12 protein-coding genes, 1 tRNA gene and 1 pseudogene are annotated in these 15,515 nt (G+C 46.2%); 6 read left to right on the top strand and 8 right to left on the bottom strand.

Annotation, left to right across the window (positions count from 1 at the left end):
* Positions 1-112: 112 nt before the first annotated feature.
* From ddpX to AB3G37_RS08590, 3 genes are all read right to left on the bottom strand, one after another.
* On the bottom strand, positions 113-688 hold the full coding sequence (gene ddpX / locus AB3G37_RS08600; RefSeq protein WP_009635246.1) for a D-alanyl-D-alanine dipeptidase: 576 nt from the start codon (positions 686-688) through the stop codon (positions 113-115).
* A gap of 58 nt (positions 689-746) precedes the next feature.
* The gene (locus AB3G37_RS08595) at positions 747-1,622 is read right to left on the bottom strand and encodes a MurR/RpiR family transcriptional regulator (RefSeq protein ID WP_369790345.1); all 876 of its coding nucleotides are present in this window, start codon (positions 1,620-1,622) and stop codon (positions 747-749) included.
* Positions 1,623-1,905: 283 nt separating this feature from the next.
* The gene (locus tag AB3G37_RS08590) at positions 1,906-3,063 is read right to left on the bottom strand and encodes an amidohydrolase (protein ID WP_369790344.1); all 1,158 of its coding nucleotides are present in this window, start codon (positions 3,061-3,063) and stop codon (positions 1,906-1,908) included.
* A 228-nt stretch (positions 3,064-3,291) separates the two neighbouring features.
* Between AB3G37_RS08590 and AB3G37_RS08585 the strand changes: the two genes are divergently transcribed.
* The 5 genes from AB3G37_RS08585 (at position 3,292) to AB3G37_RS08565 (ending at position 7,802) form a co-directional block, all read left to right on the top strand.
* Entirely contained in the window at positions 3,292-4,419 is a 1,128-nt protein-coding gene (locus AB3G37_RS08585) for an amidohydrolase (RefSeq protein WP_369790343.1), read from the top strand.
* Between the two features lie 127 nt (positions 4,420-4,546).
* Positions 4,547-5,107, top strand: coding sequence for a DsbA family protein (locus tag AB3G37_RS08580; RefSeq protein WP_369790342.1), 561 nt, complete (start codon positions 4,547-4,549; stop codon positions 5,105-5,107).
* Positions 5,108-5,245: 138 nt separating this feature from the next.
* Positions 5,246-5,321: transfer RNA gene (locus AB3G37_RS08575), tRNA-Asn, on the top strand.
* Between the two features lie 161 nt (positions 5,322-5,482).
* Positions 5,483-6,751, top strand: a complete 1,269-nt coding sequence (locus AB3G37_RS08570) for a tyrosine-type recombinase/integrase (protein WP_369790341.1) — start codon at positions 5,483-5,485, stop codon at positions 6,749-6,751.
* 472 nt (positions 6,752-7,223) lie between these two features.
* The gene (locus tag AB3G37_RS08565) at positions 7,224-7,802 is read left to right on the top strand and encodes a hypothetical protein (protein ID WP_369790340.1); all 579 of its coding nucleotides are present in this window, start codon (positions 7,224-7,226) and stop codon (positions 7,800-7,802) included.
* Between the two features lie 53 nt (positions 7,803-7,855).
* On the opposite strand, the pseudogene AB3G37_RS08560 reads toward AB3G37_RS08565, so the two are convergent.
* A pseudogene (locus tag AB3G37_RS08560) lies at positions 7,856-7,984 on the bottom strand (IS30 family transposase); the annotation flags it as partial.
* Positions 7,985-8,630: 646 nt separating this feature from the next.
* Here AB3G37_RS08560 and AB3G37_RS08555 point away from each other — a divergent pair.
* Positions 8,631-9,350 (top strand): 4'-phosphopantetheinyl transferase, encoded by a 720-nt coding sequence (locus AB3G37_RS08555; RefSeq protein ID WP_369790339.1) that lies wholly within the window; start codon positions 8,631-8,633, stop codon positions 9,348-9,350.
* 337 nt (positions 9,351-9,687) lie between these two features.
* Here the strand turns inward: AB3G37_RS08555 and AB3G37_RS08550 are convergent, their stop codons facing one another.
* From AB3G37_RS08550 to AB3G37_RS08535, 4 genes are read right to left on the bottom strand one after another with little or no spacing between them, the layout of a single operon-like run.
* On the bottom strand, positions 9,688-13,389 hold the full coding sequence (locus tag AB3G37_RS08550; RefSeq protein WP_369790338.1) for an AMP-binding protein: 3,702 nt from the start codon (positions 13,387-13,389) through the stop codon (positions 9,688-9,690).
* 3 nt (positions 13,390-13,392) lie between these two features.
* Positions 13,393-14,313: an amidohydrolase family protein gene (locus tag AB3G37_RS08545; RefSeq protein ID WP_369790337.1), complete on the bottom strand. Its 921-nt coding sequence runs from the start codon at positions 14,311-14,313 to the stop codon at positions 13,393-13,395.
* A 3-nt stretch (positions 14,314-14,316) separates the two neighbouring features.
* Positions 14,317-14,565 carry a phosphopantetheine-binding protein gene (locus AB3G37_RS08540; protein WP_015689835.1) on the bottom strand — a complete coding sequence of 83 codons (249 nt, stop codon included), beginning with the start codon at positions 14,563-14,565 and terminating at the stop codon, positions 14,317-14,319.
* Entirely contained in the window at positions 14,558-15,505 is a 948-nt protein-coding gene (locus AB3G37_RS08535) for an amidohydrolase family protein (protein WP_369790336.1), read from the bottom strand. The genes AB3G37_RS08540 and AB3G37_RS08535 overlap by 8 nt, the downstream gene beginning before the upstream one ends.
* Positions 15,506-15,515 lie beyond the last annotated feature (10 nt).

The following is a 15,515-nucleotide window of genomic DNA, read 5'->3' as shown; positions in this document are numbered from 1 at the left end:
TTTTTTTGATTAACGCTTTGTTAAATAATGATTTTGCTGCGGTCTTTGCTGTAATAGTCGACATCTGCAAACTCCTGGTATCTAAGGTAGCAACGATGAAAAATGCCAAGGATCAGGCAAGGTGTTTTGACGGATAGCAGTCAAAAATATCTTCCAAAAGCGGATAGGAAATAGAATCTGGCAGCTCGAAGTGCCACCATTCGGTGGGCATCCCGATAAAGCCACCTGCCGCCATCACTGCGTTAAGTAGCAAACGGTTGCGCTGGATTTCGGCAGGCAGGTGCGGATAAAACGGATGCGATCGCTCGGTCATTTCATCGAAACCCGCGCCCATATCCAGCTCGTGGCCCTGCTCGTCAATTAACGTCAGATCGATGGCAACGCCACGGCTGTGGTGTGAACCAATGCTGATATCGGCCACGTAATCAGGATTTGGCAAGACGGCCCAAAACACCTTTTGCGCCTGTTTCGGTCGATAAGCATCGAAAATTTTGAGATTGAAACCAGCCAATTTTGCAACGTCAAAACAGCGCACTAATGCTTTAGCGGCATCAGGATGCAGCAGGCAGCGGTTTTCACAGTAAACAACGTGGCCGGTAAGGTTATCGTCGGTGGCATACTTCATATCAATAACCGCTTCAGGTAAAAGCGTGACCACATCAACTAGCGTGATATCTTGTTCTTTCATAATGATTTTCTACTGCCCCTGTTGAAAAATAATATTGTTGCCGGGAGGTCTTTACCCTTCAGGACTCAAACTGTCCGAACTCTTTTTGCAGTACCCGATTGGTCGCCAGCCTCTGCTCTACCTCGTCGCCGCGCAGCTCAAGCACTGACGAGCACAGCAGGTTAAACAGGCAACTCAGCGGGGCCATCGAATCCCAGAATTGGCCGGTATCGGTCTTTATTTGCAGCAAATCCACCGGATAATCGTGCGCCCACGGGCAGTAAATATCGGTGATTAACCCCACCCGCAGACCGCGATCGCAAGCGGCCTTGCAGTATTTCTGTGCGATCACCGAATAGGCACGGGTATCGCTGACGATAAGGTACGGTGAGGCGAACTCCGAGTTCAGCGACTCAACGTAGGTGCCCGACTGGCCGTCAGCGAAATAAACCTGGGGCCGCAAATATTCCAGATTGCTGTAAAACGTGTTGGCAATCCCGCGCACCGACTGAATACCAAGGATAAACACCGCATCGGCCTCGGCCAGACCTCGGCTGACATTGGCAAAACTGTCACTTTGCGCCAACTGATATACGTGCTGGATAGCTTCCAGTTCCAGCGTCAGACCTTGCTGGAGCTTTTCCTGCCGCGGCTGTTTACTGCGTTGGCGATAAGCGCCGAGGCGATCGGTCACCACCCACGGCTGATAAAGCGCCCCACTACTTTGCTGGCGCAGGGTTTGCTTGAAGTCATCAAGGTTGCGATAACCCAGACTGCGCAGATAGCGGCCAACGGAAATTCCGCTGGTGGCAGCGCTGCGAGCAATGCTGTCAGCAGTTTCAAAGGGGATCTGCGCGAGATTCGCCAGCAGATAGCCGGCAATTCGTTTACCCGTCGGCGTCTGTCCGGCAAACGAGCCTTGAATTTGTGCGATCACGTCCAGATTATCTGCCATAAGCCCCTGTTGCTTTGTTATCAACTTAACAATTCTTGTTAGTGAGGTAACAAAGCAACAGCTATGCCAATTTTATAGGCACACAAAAAAAAGGGAGAAAATCTGTTTTAAATCAGCAAAAAATCAGGAATTAATCAGTTTAAAGGCGTGGACTTTCAGAAATTTCGAGGATTTGGCGAGTCATAGGGCTAAACGATATGCACGTAAAATAAGCAACCACTCACAAAACAGGTGCAACCCCTCCGGCTCGTTAGCCAGAGGGTTTTTATTAAAGGAGACAATATCAGGCAGGATTTATTTCTAGGGTTTTTTCGTTCAGCAGGGTTAAGGCTTGCTCGGCGAGGCGACTAAAATATTCTGCTGCCGGAGCAAGCAGAGTTTCATCTGGATTAAAACCTTCATGGTGCAAACCAAACTCACTGTCGCTGCCAATGCTGACAAAGGCACCGGGGACATTTTGCAAATAAATGGCAAAATCTTCGCCACCAAGGTGCAAATCTGCGGTGCGAACCTCATATCCCGCGACTTTTGCCACTTCAGATGCCACACGCGCCCAGTTTTTATCATTGATTAACACTGGTGGGCCCGCCGTCCAGCTCACGTCAGCGCTGCCGCCACTGGCCTCGACCAAGCTCTTGACCAGATGATTGACGCGCTGCTGCACTTGCTCACGCACTTTTACATCATGAGTGCGCAAGGTTCCGCCAAACATCACTTTTTCAGGCAATACGTTCCAGGTTTTCCCTGCATCAATACGGGTCACGGACAGCACAAGACTGTCGAGAGTATTAAAGCTGCGGCTGGTGAGGGCCTGCAAAGCCTGAATCACCTGACTGGTCAGTACAATGGTATCGATACCTTGCTCGGGATGCGCCGCATGCGCCCCTTTACCGTGAATATTGATAATAAAACGATCGGCATTGGCATAGAATGCGCCGCCGCGAGTGGCAAAGGTTCCTACAGGCAAACCGGGTTCATTGTGCATACCAAAAATTGCCTGCACGCCTTCCAGCGCCCCGGCTTTAATAAACTGTTTCGCGCCGGTGCAGTTTTCTTCACCCGGCTGAAAGAATAAACGTACTCTGCCCGGCAACCGGTCTTCACGCGCCTTAAGCTGCATTGCCGCACCAAGGATAACCGAGGTGTGAACGTCGTGACCGCAGGCGTGCATGACTCCGGCATGTTGCGAGGCGAAAGGAAGTCGGGTTTGTTCGTGAATAGGCAGCGCATCGATATCAGCGCGCAGGGCAATCAGCGATTCGCCGTGGCCGATTTCGGCAATCACGCCGGTTTGAATAGGGTAATCCAGAATGCGGATCCCGGCATTTTCAAGCCATCCGCGAATACGTGCGGTAGTGGCCTGTTCCTGATTCGACAGCTCAGGCCAGGTGTGCAGAGTTCTGCGCCAATTAATTAGCTGCGCAGAAAAATTGTTGCTCATGCGTTTCCTCCAGAATCTGGCAATAGAACGAAGCAAGGTTCTCCATTTCTTGATTAGCGATATTGAACGGACATTGGGCGGGAGTAAAACAACAATTTTGCGCAAGAGAATGATAAATCTGGCAATAGACATAGCTATTTTATGGCAAAGCTTATCGCAAATCGTTGGTTCACGCGCCATCGACATCTTTGGATGATGCTGTATTTAGCCCTAATAGACGAGGATGTCATGACGGATACATTAATCAACCAGTTGGTGGCCTGGCGACGCGAACTTCATCAGCACCCAGAACTGTCCAATCACGAATTTGCCACTACCGAACGCATCACTGCCTGGTTGAAACAGGCTGATATCCGCATTCTTCCTCTTAGGCTAAAAACCGGTGTAGTGGTCGAACTGGGTCATGGTGAACCTTTAATTGCGCTGCGAGCTGATATTGATGCGCTGCCGATTGAAGAGGCTACCTCCGTGGCGTTTTCATCCAAAAACAGCGGTGTGATGCACGCCTGCGGTCACGACGTTCACACCTCCGTAATGCTCGGCGTAGCTTACCGTTTGAAAGAAATAGAGAAAACGCTCAAAGGTCGGGTGCGCATTCTTTTTCAGCCGGCAGAAGAGACCTTTAACGGCGCTCAGCAGTTGATCGACGCGGGAGCACTGGAAGGAGTTAAGGCTATTTTCGGCATGCATAACGCGCCTAATCTGCCGCTGGGAAAATTGATTACCCGTGGTGGTGCGTTTTATGCCAATGTCGATCGTTTTACTATTAATATCAATGGTAAAGGGGCACATGCTGCACGCCCGCATGAAGGCATTGACTCGGTGGTTATCGGGAGCCAAATCGTCACGACGCTGCAAACGCTGGCGAGCCGGATTTATAGCTCTCAGGAATCGGTAGTTGTCAGCGTGACGCGCTTTACCGCAGGCAATACCTGGAATATTCTTCCGCAAACAGTGGAGCTGGAAGGCACAGTACGCACGCATAACGATCTGATTCGCAAAGAAATCCCTGACCGTATCCGATCGTTGATTAACGGCATTGCCAGCGGTTTTGGTGCAACGGCTACCCTCGACTGGCAGCCGGGGCCACCTGCGTTGATTAATACGCCAGAGTGGGCAGAATTTGCGCTTTTAGTCGCCAAAGAACGTGGCTATGACACTGAAATTGCTACACCACAGATGGGTGGTGAAGACTTTGCTTTCTACCTGCAACACGTTCCCGGCGCGTTTGTCAGCATTGGCAGCGCCAGCAAGTTCGGTTTACATCATCCTTCTTTCGAACCCAATGAAGAGATTATCGAACCTGCGGTGGCCTATTTCACCGAGTTAGCCCAGAGAGCACTGCAAAAAATCTGAAGAGCAGCGGGAGACGGTAATTTTTGTTAACTTAAAACAGCGGGTAATTTGCCCGCCCTGACTGGCCCTATGCTTTGGGTTTTGCCAAGATGTTTTAGTTAATAATTTTAACTGAAGGGAATTGATTATGACTGCCAACACCCCGCTGCACGCCGACCCGCTGGTTTGGGGCCACGGAAAAAACGTCTTCGAAGTCTTTCTCGAGCCTACCTGCCCGTTCTCGGTGCGCGCTTTTAACAAACTTGATGCGCTGTTGGAGGAGGTAGGTGAAGACAACATCACGCTGAAAATTCACCTGCAATCACAGCCGTGGCACATGTATTCCGGCGTGATTGTACGTTATATCCTCGCTGCATCTACTCTGCCTGACGGGAAAAAAGCCGCCAGAGCGGTATTGCAGGCAGTGGCCGATCACCGCGAAGAGTTTGAGTTTAAAGACCATTGCTCCGGGCCCAACATGGACGCGACACCAAACGACATTATTAATCGTCTGGAACAGTACAGCGGCGTTGACGCGCGCGAAGCATTTGCTCGTCCCGACTTGCAAAATGTCATCAAGTGGCACTGCAAATACTCGCGCCAAAATGGCATCCATGTTTCACCGACTTTTATGATTAATGGATTGGTACAGGCTGATATCGGCAGCGGCGATGAAATTTCTTCCTGGGCAAAACGCATTCTGGGATAAGCGCTTACGATAGATTTTGCACAAAATTCCGTTAAAACGGGGGCATTTGCCGATTTCTTCAACACTCAGACAGCTTTATGAAGAAAGGCCTTTGACAAGCCGAGCTACCCCCGTTAGTATTCGCCCCGTTCACACGATTCCTCTGTAGTTCAGTCGGTAGAACGGCGGACTGTTAATCCGTATGTCACTGGTTCGAGTCCAGTCAGAGGAGCCAAATTCTTGTTTTCATGCCTCTTTGCGAATCCTTATGTGATTTAGATTCAATAAGTTAGCGCGAAAAATCTTCCCGATGCATTTTTAGTTTTCCCTCTGCATCGGGAGAATTTGGTGGTCAGATTTGGGGTCATGTTGGTTCGATGACGGAGTGACCCCCAAATGTCTCTTAACGACACAAAAATCCGCAGCTTAAAACCATCCGCTAAACCCTTCAAAATTTCCGATTCCCATGGTCTGTACCTGTTGATCAATCCAGGCGGTTCACGTCTCTGGTATCTCAAATATCGTATCAATAGAAAAGAATCTCGCCTTGGCTTAGGCGCCTACCCTGACGTGTCTTTGGCTGATGCTCGTCAACAGCGTGATGGTATCCGTAAACTCCTCGCGCAAAATATCAATCCAGCACAACAGCGCTCTGCTGAAAGAACCACTTCCACACCAGAAAAAACCTTCAAACATGTGGCACTGGAGTGGCATAACAGCAACCGAACATGGTCTGAGAACCACGCATCCCGCCTGCTTGCCAGCATGAACAATCATATATTCCCTGTGATTGGACACTTGCCGGTAGCTGAACTGAAACCTCGTCACTTTATCGACCTGCTGAAAAGCATTGAGAAAAAAGGTCTGCTGGAAGTCGCAGCACGTACCCGGCAGCATATGTGCAACATAATGCGTCATGCTGTGCATCAGGAGTTGATAGAGCACAATCCCGCGGCAAATCTGGAGGGTATCATCGCCCCGCCAGTTAAACGTCATTACCCCGCCCTTCAGTTGGAGCGACTACCGGAACTGTTGGCTCGCATTGAGGACTACAAGCAAGGACGAGAGTTAACCCGCCTGGCTGTCTCACTCACCCTTCACCTATTCATCCGTTCCAGCGAACTGCGTTTCGCCCGTTGGTTTGAGATCGATTTCAAAAATAGAATCTGGACCATTCCTGCCACTCGCGAGTCCATCCCCGGCGTCCGCTACTCTGGCCGTGGTGCAAAAATGCGTACTCCACATATCGTTCCACTCTCCTGTCAGTCTATTGCTATTCTGAAACAGATACGGGAAATATCCGGGCATCAGGTGTTGGTATTCCCCGGCGATCACAATCCGTATAAACCGATGTGCGAAAACACGGTCAATAAGGCGCTACGCCTGATGGGCTATGACACAAAAGATGAAATCTGCGGCCACGGATTTCGGGCAATGGCATGTAGTGCCCTGATGGAGTCTGGCCTATGGGCGCAGGATGCGGTTGAACGGCAGATGAGTCACCAGGAGCGTAACAGCGTTCGAGCGGCTTACATCCATAAAGCAGAATATCTCGATGCCCGTAAAGCGATGATGCAATGGTGGTCGGATTATCTGGATATGTGCCGGAAAGCGTATGCCCCACCTTATATTTGTGGGAAGGAACTCAGTTGCACAATGGGATAACCTCTCTGACAAAATAAACCACAAAAATAGCCGTATCAGTCTGTACTGGTACGGCATTTTTCTAGTTTCAGTTCGGATAAATTGTTAAGCCGTTTATGAGCATCTTCATGCCGAACTTGAAAGACCCCCTTTTTATTCGCAACATCATTCTATCGCTTAAGATAGGAGAATAGGGAGATTGTTTGCAGGAATATGGGTATGCAAACTTTAGCAAAACCAGCTCATACCTCATCAATATAATGGTGGTATGATGCCGAATGAATCAGAATAATTGTTCTGGAAAAACTCTAAAGCCGTGGCCAGTTTTGCTTGACCACTAAAATCCCTCGGTCCATGTGGACATGACCAATGTCATTGTTTGTTAATGAATGTTCAGCAGAGAAGTAAATGCAAAGCACTTTTTTTGATTAAAAACATTATGGAAGACATACTGGTAACATCTAAACCTAAATCAGAAAAGTAAGGATGAATTATGACTTCACATTACCTTGTTGTTGGTGGTACAGGGATGTCATCAGGAGTGGTTAAGGCATTGATTAAAGATGGAAATATCGTTTCCATTGTATCCCGTGGAGACGAAAAGTTCCGCAAACTGGTTAAGGATTTAGACACAAATAATCTTTATCATCTATCGTGTGATTATCACGACATTGAAAATCTGAAGATTCAATTAAAAAATCATACTGAAAATCTCGGATTTTTTGATGTTTCTATATGCTGGGTGCATGAACCATCAGAAATGAATGTTTGTTCGGCCGCTGTTGAATTCACTAAAAATTCACTTTGGCATATTGTTGGAAGTTCTTTAGCAAATCCATCAAAGCCAGAAGGAATTACTAATAGATTATCTTTTTTCCGTAAAAATCATCCCAACGTTGAATACAGAATAATAATATTAGGCTTTGTTATAGATAATAGATTTAATTTAAATAACTCAAGATGGTTATCCAATTTTGAAATATCGCATGGTATCAGCGTTGCATTAAATAAAGACATAAGGGTTAATATCATAGGTACCACAGTTCCTTGGCCTCTTCGACCTAGTTTTTGACCGGCCCAATTACTTAATTTATCAGAATGTTAATTCCGCTTATGGCTTTGAGTTCAATCGATGGATGCAACACAGTTGCTAAATAGTTCTGCTGGTGACTCATAGCTTAACGTTTTTCTTGGTCTCTCGTTAAGTTGTCTGGCAACACTATTTAATCTTTGCTGGCTGTGAACTGATAAGTCGGGCCTCATACCCAATTCGGAGCTAGCAGTTAGTGAAGCAGAGAATCGTCACCTTAAGCTTAAGCGTTAAGAATTACAGCAGAGGTTAGGTGCCGACGACAGCCATGAGCGGCTCGCATCAATCCTGAATAACATTTCGATGCAGATAACCTCGTGAATATCGGCGTCCACAGCCAGGTACTTTTTCTGCCAGACGCGGTGCGCAACGTGAGGCGAAAGATCCGCTTGAGCATCAGAACGGTCTCAGAACAACGTTGAGAACAACCACACGAAGGCTTTTTTGGACCGTCGTAACAGTCCTAGATGGCCCGCTCATCCAATCAGAATCACTGTTCCCCGATTGACGAAAGCCTTGTTGTAGGCGTTCCAGTTAGTGATTTTGAGGTTTTGTTTTGCCACAAGATACCGCTACAGAGTCACGAATGTGTTGATCTGATCCTGGTTGTAGCTAAAAATTCTATTTACTCAAAAAAGTCTTGTAAAATATATCGCTGAATGTATATGAAAACCGATTAAACCAAGTGCATAAATCTTTGCCCGGTTTTAATTGATCATCACTACCCGTTATTTAATAATACCCATTGGTAAATCCACAATAGATTTTATGCTAAAATCATGTGATACATATCCCAACTAAGACCAGCCGATGTCAAAAAACACTAAAAGCTTCCTAAATCCCATCGAGCATGAATTTACTCTTCGCCATCCAGGCGTGAGATGTTTTAGTATCTCTTATATAAAAGAAAATTATCATGATGACTTATTCATCGAGTATAATATCGACATTCCACAAACACTAAACAACGCAGTGACAAAAAGGCGTGCTGAATTTGTTGCCGGTCGATACTGCGCCAGTAACGTATTAATGCTCTTGGGATGTGAGGAGACCAAGGTTGCTGTCTCTCCTGAGAGGGCACCTGTATGGCCTGCCGGAGTGTTGGGATCTATTTCTCATACTGATAACTTTGCTATCGCGGTGGCTGGTTTTTCGAGTAAATTGACCTATATCGGCATTGATATTGAGATAAGACAGCCAAAGATTTTTGTCGATATGGCTAATGAATTTACTTCAACCGGTGAGCAAGGTTATTTTTCATCATTACCCTTAGATTATGATGTTGCTTTGTTGATCGCGTTTTCGGCGAAAGAGAGTTTATTTAAAGCGTTATGGCCGACGATAAAATATTTTTTCGATTTTTCCTATGCAGAGATAATAGACATAAACGAAAAACTCGGTAAATTCTCTTTACGTCTAACGAAATCCCTCACCAGAAATATTACAGCCGGAACGGTTTTCGACGGCCGCTACTATTATTATCAACAAAGTAATCACAAAAATTCCATCATCACATTTATTGCCAGGTGACCACTTGAACTTTCCTCGTGGGCAGGTGCTATTATTGCTAATTACTTCCTTCAATAAACATCTGGCCTTGCGCTTTATCCAGTAACATCGGCAGTGCCTCTCCCTTCACCCAGGCGGTCAAATCGTTCATCTACCAAGGACCAAGCGGGTTACCAGTTTGCCCGGTGGGTAAGCCTCTAGTTCTTCATCAGGTGAGGTGACAACCCGCTCAGAAGCCGTGAAAATCTGGCGAAGCAGTGAATTTCCCCTTCGGTGTCGTGAGGCACTTGATCATCCTTTGTGTTCTGTGAGTTCAACCGGTCAATGCATCGGCTCCTATATAAACGCAAATGTCAGTTCAATCGCCTATGCGGTGGAAGTTTTTTAAATTATTAATGGACTGCTCAGCTACATCGCTGAATAGTGAAAAATGTCCGCCATCTACCAGTGTAATATTTCTTCCGGCCCCCAGTCGTCGTATGTTTTGTAAAAGTAGGTCTTTACTAAAATATCCACCAACACCGCCCCGCGCGTAAAGTAAATTGATATTACGTGGTACGTCATTTGCAATGATACGGAACTGCTTATGAAGCACCATCGCCTTATCAAGCAGGACATGAAGCGACGCTAATCGGGTATCCCCAGCTCCGGTAAAGTTCTCCCAGCGGTAATTATCTGGCATAAAGTCGAGAAAGCTGTCGATAATGGTGACATAGCAGATTTGAGCTTGCCGCTCAGAGCGCAGAGCTAATTCATATGCGAGGCAGCCGCCAAAGGAATGACCAACCAGATGTATGGTCTCCCCTACTTGACACTCCGCTTTCAAACGCTGCCAAGTTTTATCTGCCAGTGCCTCAAAACTGGTGGCGCTAGGCAAATCATGATTGTAATTTAGTATTTTTACTGCGAAATCAGGCGTCAGCTTCTTAAACCACGATTGATATACCGCCCCTAACGTACCAGCTCCAGGCAAAAAATATAGTGTCTGTCCCCGTTTGACGGGAGGGACTGCATCCTCATTCCTCAGGCGATGAAAGATGCTCAGCGTCAGATCGGCGATCACTGGCGCCGTAAAAATATCTTCGTAATTTAAGCGAAGGGAAAATGTTGACTCAATACGCTCAAGCAGTCGAAGTATGTCTAACGAGTTGGCGCCGGATGCAATAAGATCGCTATCTCTGTGCAGGAAAGGATCGTGTAGCACTGAGCAGCAGATTGCCAGCAACTGCTGTTCCAACTTTACTGGAATAGGGGTTTCCGGCCCGGCAGGCTGGTTATGATGCCTTAATAACGCGTCTAGCCATTGACCTGACTGCTTGGCAAGTACTTTGCGGTCAATTTTGCCATTGTGATTTAAAGGGAAAGCTTCCAGGATATATATCCAGTTGGGAATCATATAGCCGGGCAGAACCTCACGTAACGCCGCTAATACTTGCTGTTTCGTGCTGAACCCTCTTTCAGTAACTATACACAAGATAATCTCTTTATGGCCTGAATGTTCCACAGGGCATGCGACTGCACGACCAATACCCTCCAGGTTTTCCGCCGCCAGTTCAATCTCACTTAGTTCCACCCGGTGGCCACGAATCTTCACTTGGTTGTCTTGCCGCCCGATATAGTGCAATCGACCTGCACCATCAATATAACCACTATCCCCTGTAAGATAAGCAATAGCGTTTAACGCAGTGAGGAAAACAAAACGCTCCGTGGTAAGCTCTGGTGCATGCATATAGCCGCTTGCCAGGTTAACCCCAGCCAACACAATTTGCCCTATTTGCCCTCGCAGCAGCGGCTCCATTGCATCATTGATTACCGCAACCTGATTACCAGCAATCGGTACACCTATTGGTATCGACTCTTCCGGACCGGTAATATGGTATTCCGTAGCATAGGTAGTAAATTCCGTAGGACCATAAAGGTTGTAAAACTCTGGCATCTTTGTCGCGAAAAAGAAGTACTTTTTAACCACGTTTGGTGACAGCGCTTCCCCTGCAACATTAACACGCAGCAGTGCATGTGGTAATGCCCGGTGTTCAAGCAAGTATTCAAGCACCGAGGGAACCGTATTCAACAAGGTATAGTCATCGTGATATTGCAACTGAATAGCATTATCCAGCACCGTTAAACATCCGCCGCTGCAAAGCGTGGCAAATATTTCATAGATACTTAGATCGAATGAAAAAGAAGTGACAAAGGGTACACGGCGGAAGATCTCTTCACCTGCGGTCAGCGACCATGCAATAAAGGCTGTGAGATTACCGTGGCTAAGCATCACCCCCTTAGGTGTCCCTGTTGAACCGGAGGTATAAAGGCAATATGCCAACTGCTGACTGCTGACGGGTTGTTTGCAAGCCAGCTTATAGAGGCTGAGCGGTAAAGGTAATGAAACATTAATCATAACCAGTTTCTGTAATACATCCTCACCCACCCACTCTAAAGTTCTATCCGTCACCAGAAAACGGCAGTGGCTGGCATCGAGAATTTGCTGTTTGCGCGCTGCAGGAAACTTATGATCCATAGGCATAAACGCCATGCCACAACGCAACAGCGCAATCAGCACAGCAATGCTATCGACAGTTCTGGTCAAATCGCATGCGACAATTCGCGCCTCATCGGAGGCAAAAGCGAAATTTTCTAGAAAATATCGTGCAAGTTCTTTACTACGTAGTTCAAGCTGCGCAAAAGTGAGTGAGGTCCCATGCGGGCTGCGCAGGCAAATAACATCTGGCCGCCGTGCGGTTATCTGCTGCAAACAGTTCAGCACTGACTTATTGCCCGTAATTGGCAGATGCGGTTCACTGAGCAGACTGATTCTGGGCTCAGGATCAACTGCTACATCCGATAAAGCCATGTCACCTGCGATCACTCTGAACAAAGTGCTAGATAGAAAGTCAATATCAACATCAGAATAAACTGCGCGATCGAACTCAATCTGCAACGCGAATCGCTGCTCTGTAATCTTTAAAAGATGAAAAGAAAGAGTGAACAATGAAGCGCCATTCGAAATAAATAATCGGGTGATGGTGTTATCTTGAGTTGTGAGATCAACATAGTTAACCAGTATCTGAAACAAGGGATGTGTAGAGGAAGAACTTTTAAGTTCCAGATGTCTGACTATATCGTTCAGCGACACCAACTGATGAAAACTATTGGTCAGCAGTTGTTTTCTGATTAGCTTATCCCCCCCGCTCTCCGCCATAGCTGCTGTCAGCAGCAGAGGTAAAGTATTCTCATACAGCCCGATTTGATGGCGATCGCGCTCATGGCTACGTCCTGCATAAGGAATACCGACCAGCAAATTTTCCTGCTGTGTCGACTGGCGATAATACCGACAGAACGCGGATAGAAAGCGAGATAGAGGATGATTATTTGTCAGCAAGGAGGCACTAAGTGGCTCGCTCATTGGTAGATAGCGATATCCTGTAGTTTTCAGTTTTCTGCTGCTATGTTTTTTATTAAGCGGTAAAAGTGCAACTGTTGGAGTATCACTGACTAGCTTTTGCCAGTAGTTAAGGCTTCGGCGGTAGCCATCAGTGTCCCTGTTACTGGCTAGTTGTTGCACGAACATATTGTAGTCATCATGGTACAGTGATACTTCGCAGCGGGCATGGTAGCAGTCCAGCGTACGTTGAAGGAAAATAGCAACTGAAATGCCATCCCATATAATATGGCTGGATTCAATTATCAGCAGGTTACCTCCAGTTGATAGCTCCAGTAGGGTGAAGCGAATCAACTCTTCGTCCATAACTGCTATCGACCTTCCGATTAACCAACGGGCAATCGCCTGATCTAAATCTTGTTGATCAACGAACAAAGCGCCCTGCTGTAAACAGATGTCACGTGTAGGGTAAAATTTTTCCCCCTCATGGTGGATCTGCATACGCAACTCACGACCATTCTGTCTAATAACAGTATTGATCGCATTTTTCAACCGCATAGGATCGAATGGAATATCTGATGTGATTGCAACAGTCAGTTGGTTGAGTGCAGGGTTCTGGTTAATTCGTTCCGCAGTGATAAAATTTTGTTGCGTTGTGGTTAACTCAAAAAATTTATACATTGATCAACCTCCCTCAATCAGTCGGGTAATATTCTCACCGAAAAATACCTGTAGCGCGGTAGGCGTAATCTGTTGTGTTATCGCGGGGTTGGAGGTGATTCCAGTGACTAGATTTTTAAGGCCGCCGGACATCCTCGTGACGGGCCAGTCTGACCCAAAAATCACTTTGTTTTCAATATCTGCGAGTAAAACAGATAACAGCTGTTTCTGCCATTTACCTGGGAAAATTGCCCCACTTATCCCGCCAGTATCGATGTAAAGATTTGGCCAGTTTCGCGCTAGTTCAACAGCCTCTTCAACATAGGCAACAGCTCCATGCGCCAGAATAAAATTAACACCAGGAAAGTCCCTGGCCGCCGCACAAATTAACGAAGGTGGCATAAGCGTGAGATTGAGAGACTGCACCGTAGGACCGGTATGAAGCAGCACCGGTAAAGATTTTTCCTGACAGAAGTCATAGAACGGATAGAGACATTTATTAGAAGGTGAATAGCCGCATGGAGGATAAAGTTTGAGTCCATGAAAACCAAAATTTTCAATGGATTCGACAAACTCGTCGAGCGCGACTTGCCCCCGCAATGGGTTAACTCCAGGGAAGACATAAAAACGCCCCGGGTATTTTTGTGTGACCTGAAAATGTGCTTCATAGATCTCCCGCTGCGGAAGCGGCATAGCCATGGCCGAGGAGAAATCAGGGATAAGTAGTACCGTGCGACTGATGGATGCAGCATCCATCTCAACAATTAACCTATCACCATAATGATCGTTATGCTGCATCAGTAGCATTTGCAGAATCTTGCTATAAGATACTTTTTCTCCATACGCTATCATTTTACAAGTTATATTGGCTGCAACATCTTCAAAAAATTGCTGCGGAATATAGCGCGTGGAGGCCAAATGACAATGTCCGTCAATTATTTTCATCCTCTACTCCGCTGAAGTAGTTGGTACCAATTCCAGAGAAATCTTTCGGATAGTTGATATTTTATCAATATCAATTTCACTGAGATCGATATTAGTCTGGTAAACATCTTCTAAGTGCGATACTAGCCCAAGTAAACCCATAGAATCCAGAATGCCACTTGCAAAAAGATCGTCATCCAGTCCAACTTCCTCTTTGAGATCATCATCACGCGACATAATATAGCGGTGAATAACCTGCATTGTCTCATCCATTTTGTTCCCCCTTATCACTTACTGATAGAATACGTAATAAGTTCTTACCCATAATCATCCCAACTTCTTTTTCTTTCAACTCAGTTAATGGACCATCCTCAGAAAACATAATATCCATGATTCTTTTATTAGAAAGAGTCATCTTATACGCTGGCCAACTGGTTCCAAAGAGTATTTTATGATTAAATCCACATTTGAATGTGTTCTTCAGGTGTGATATCCACAACGAGTTGCTACCCAGATTAGCAAAGCCGCTACAATCTAGATAAACATTTTCTCGGTAAACTGCCAAATAAGAACTTTCATGGAAATTATAGATTGCACCGTGGCCAAGGATGAAATTGACTCCTCGAAAACGCCGTGCAGCTTCATCAATTAATACCGGGTTACCGAAGCTGTAATTGAGATCTTGCCAACCTGGCCCAGAATGACTAAGAACAGGAAGCCCATAAGCTTCACAGATTTCATAATAGGGAAACAGCCTCTTATCTGATGGAGAAAAACCACAAAGAGGGTAGACTTTCAGGCCATGTACACTTCCTGATTTTACCTTATTATGAAAAAGTGTAATACCATCACTGCCATAACGTGGATCAATTCCAGCAAATACATGGAAGCGCCCGGGATAACGAGCACAAATTTTTTCATGCAGCTCAATTGACTCTTCCGGCGTCAGTACCGAGGGGTAAAGATATGAAAAATCTGGAGCGATTAGTATCCCCTGATGAATACCACTATGACCCATCTCACTGACTAGGTGGTCACCATTATGATCCTGATAATAAGATTTTAGCTTATCTAAGAGTTTGTTAATTTCAATCCTGTCGCCTAGTGCTTGCATTTTATTTTGTAGATTCACTGCTTGATCATAAAGAAATTTTTCAGGTACAAGTTTATCGGAGGCAACATTAATATGCGTATCTATCACCGTATATGGCATAGTGGCATCC

The organism is Rouxiella sp. WC2420, from assembly GCF_041200025.1.
In the GTDB taxonomy this organism is placed as follows: domain Bacteria; phylum Pseudomonadota; class Gammaproteobacteria; order Enterobacterales; family Enterobacteriaceae; genus Rouxiella.
Note: the sequence above shows the minus strand (reverse complement) of the source record. Positions and strands in the feature narration are given on the sequence as shown.

Bases quoted from the DNA above. Each gene is read 5' to 3' on its own strand.
- ddpX (WP_009635246.1), bottom strand. From the start codon at position 688: ATGAAAGAACAAGATATCACGCTAGTTGATGTGGTCACGCTTTTACCT.
- AB3G37_RS08595 (WP_369790345.1), bottom strand. From the start codon at position 1,622: ATGGCAGATAATCTGGACGTGATCGCACAAATTCAAGGCTCGTTTGCC.
- AB3G37_RS08590 (WP_369790344.1), bottom strand. From the start codon at position 3,063: ATGAGCAACAATTTTTCTGCGCAGCTAATTAATTGGCGCAGAACTCTG.
- AB3G37_RS08585 (WP_369790343.1), top strand. From the start codon at position 3,292: ATGACGGATACATTAATCAACCAGTTGGTGGCCTGGCGACGCGAACTT.
- AB3G37_RS08580 (WP_369790342.1), top strand. From the start codon at position 4,547: ATGACTGCCAACACCCCGCTGCACGCCGACCCGCTGGTTTGGGGCCAC.
- AB3G37_RS08570 (WP_369790341.1), top strand. From the start codon at position 5,483: ATGTCTCTTAACGACACAAAAATCCGCAGCTTAAAACCATCCGCTAAA.
- AB3G37_RS08565 (WP_369790340.1), top strand. From the start codon at position 7,224: ATGACTTCACATTACCTTGTTGTTGGTGGTACAGGGATGTCATCAGGA.
- AB3G37_RS08555 (WP_369790339.1), top strand. From the start codon at position 8,631: ATGTCAAAAAACACTAAAAGCTTCCTAAATCCCATCGAGCATGAATTT.
- AB3G37_RS08550 (WP_369790338.1), bottom strand. From the start codon at position 13,389: ATGTATAAATTTTTTGAGTTAACCACAACGCAACAAAATTTTATCACT.
- AB3G37_RS08545 (WP_369790337.1), bottom strand. From the start codon at position 14,313: ATGAAAATAATTGACGGACATTGTCATTTGGCCTCCACGCGCTATATT.
- AB3G37_RS08540 (WP_015689835.1), bottom strand. From the start codon at position 14,565: ATGGATGAGACAATGCAGGTTATTCACCGCTATATTATGTCGCGTGAT.
- AB3G37_RS08535 (WP_369790336.1), bottom strand. From the start codon at position 15,505: ATGCCATATACGGTGATAGATACGCATATTAATGTTGCCTCCGATAAA.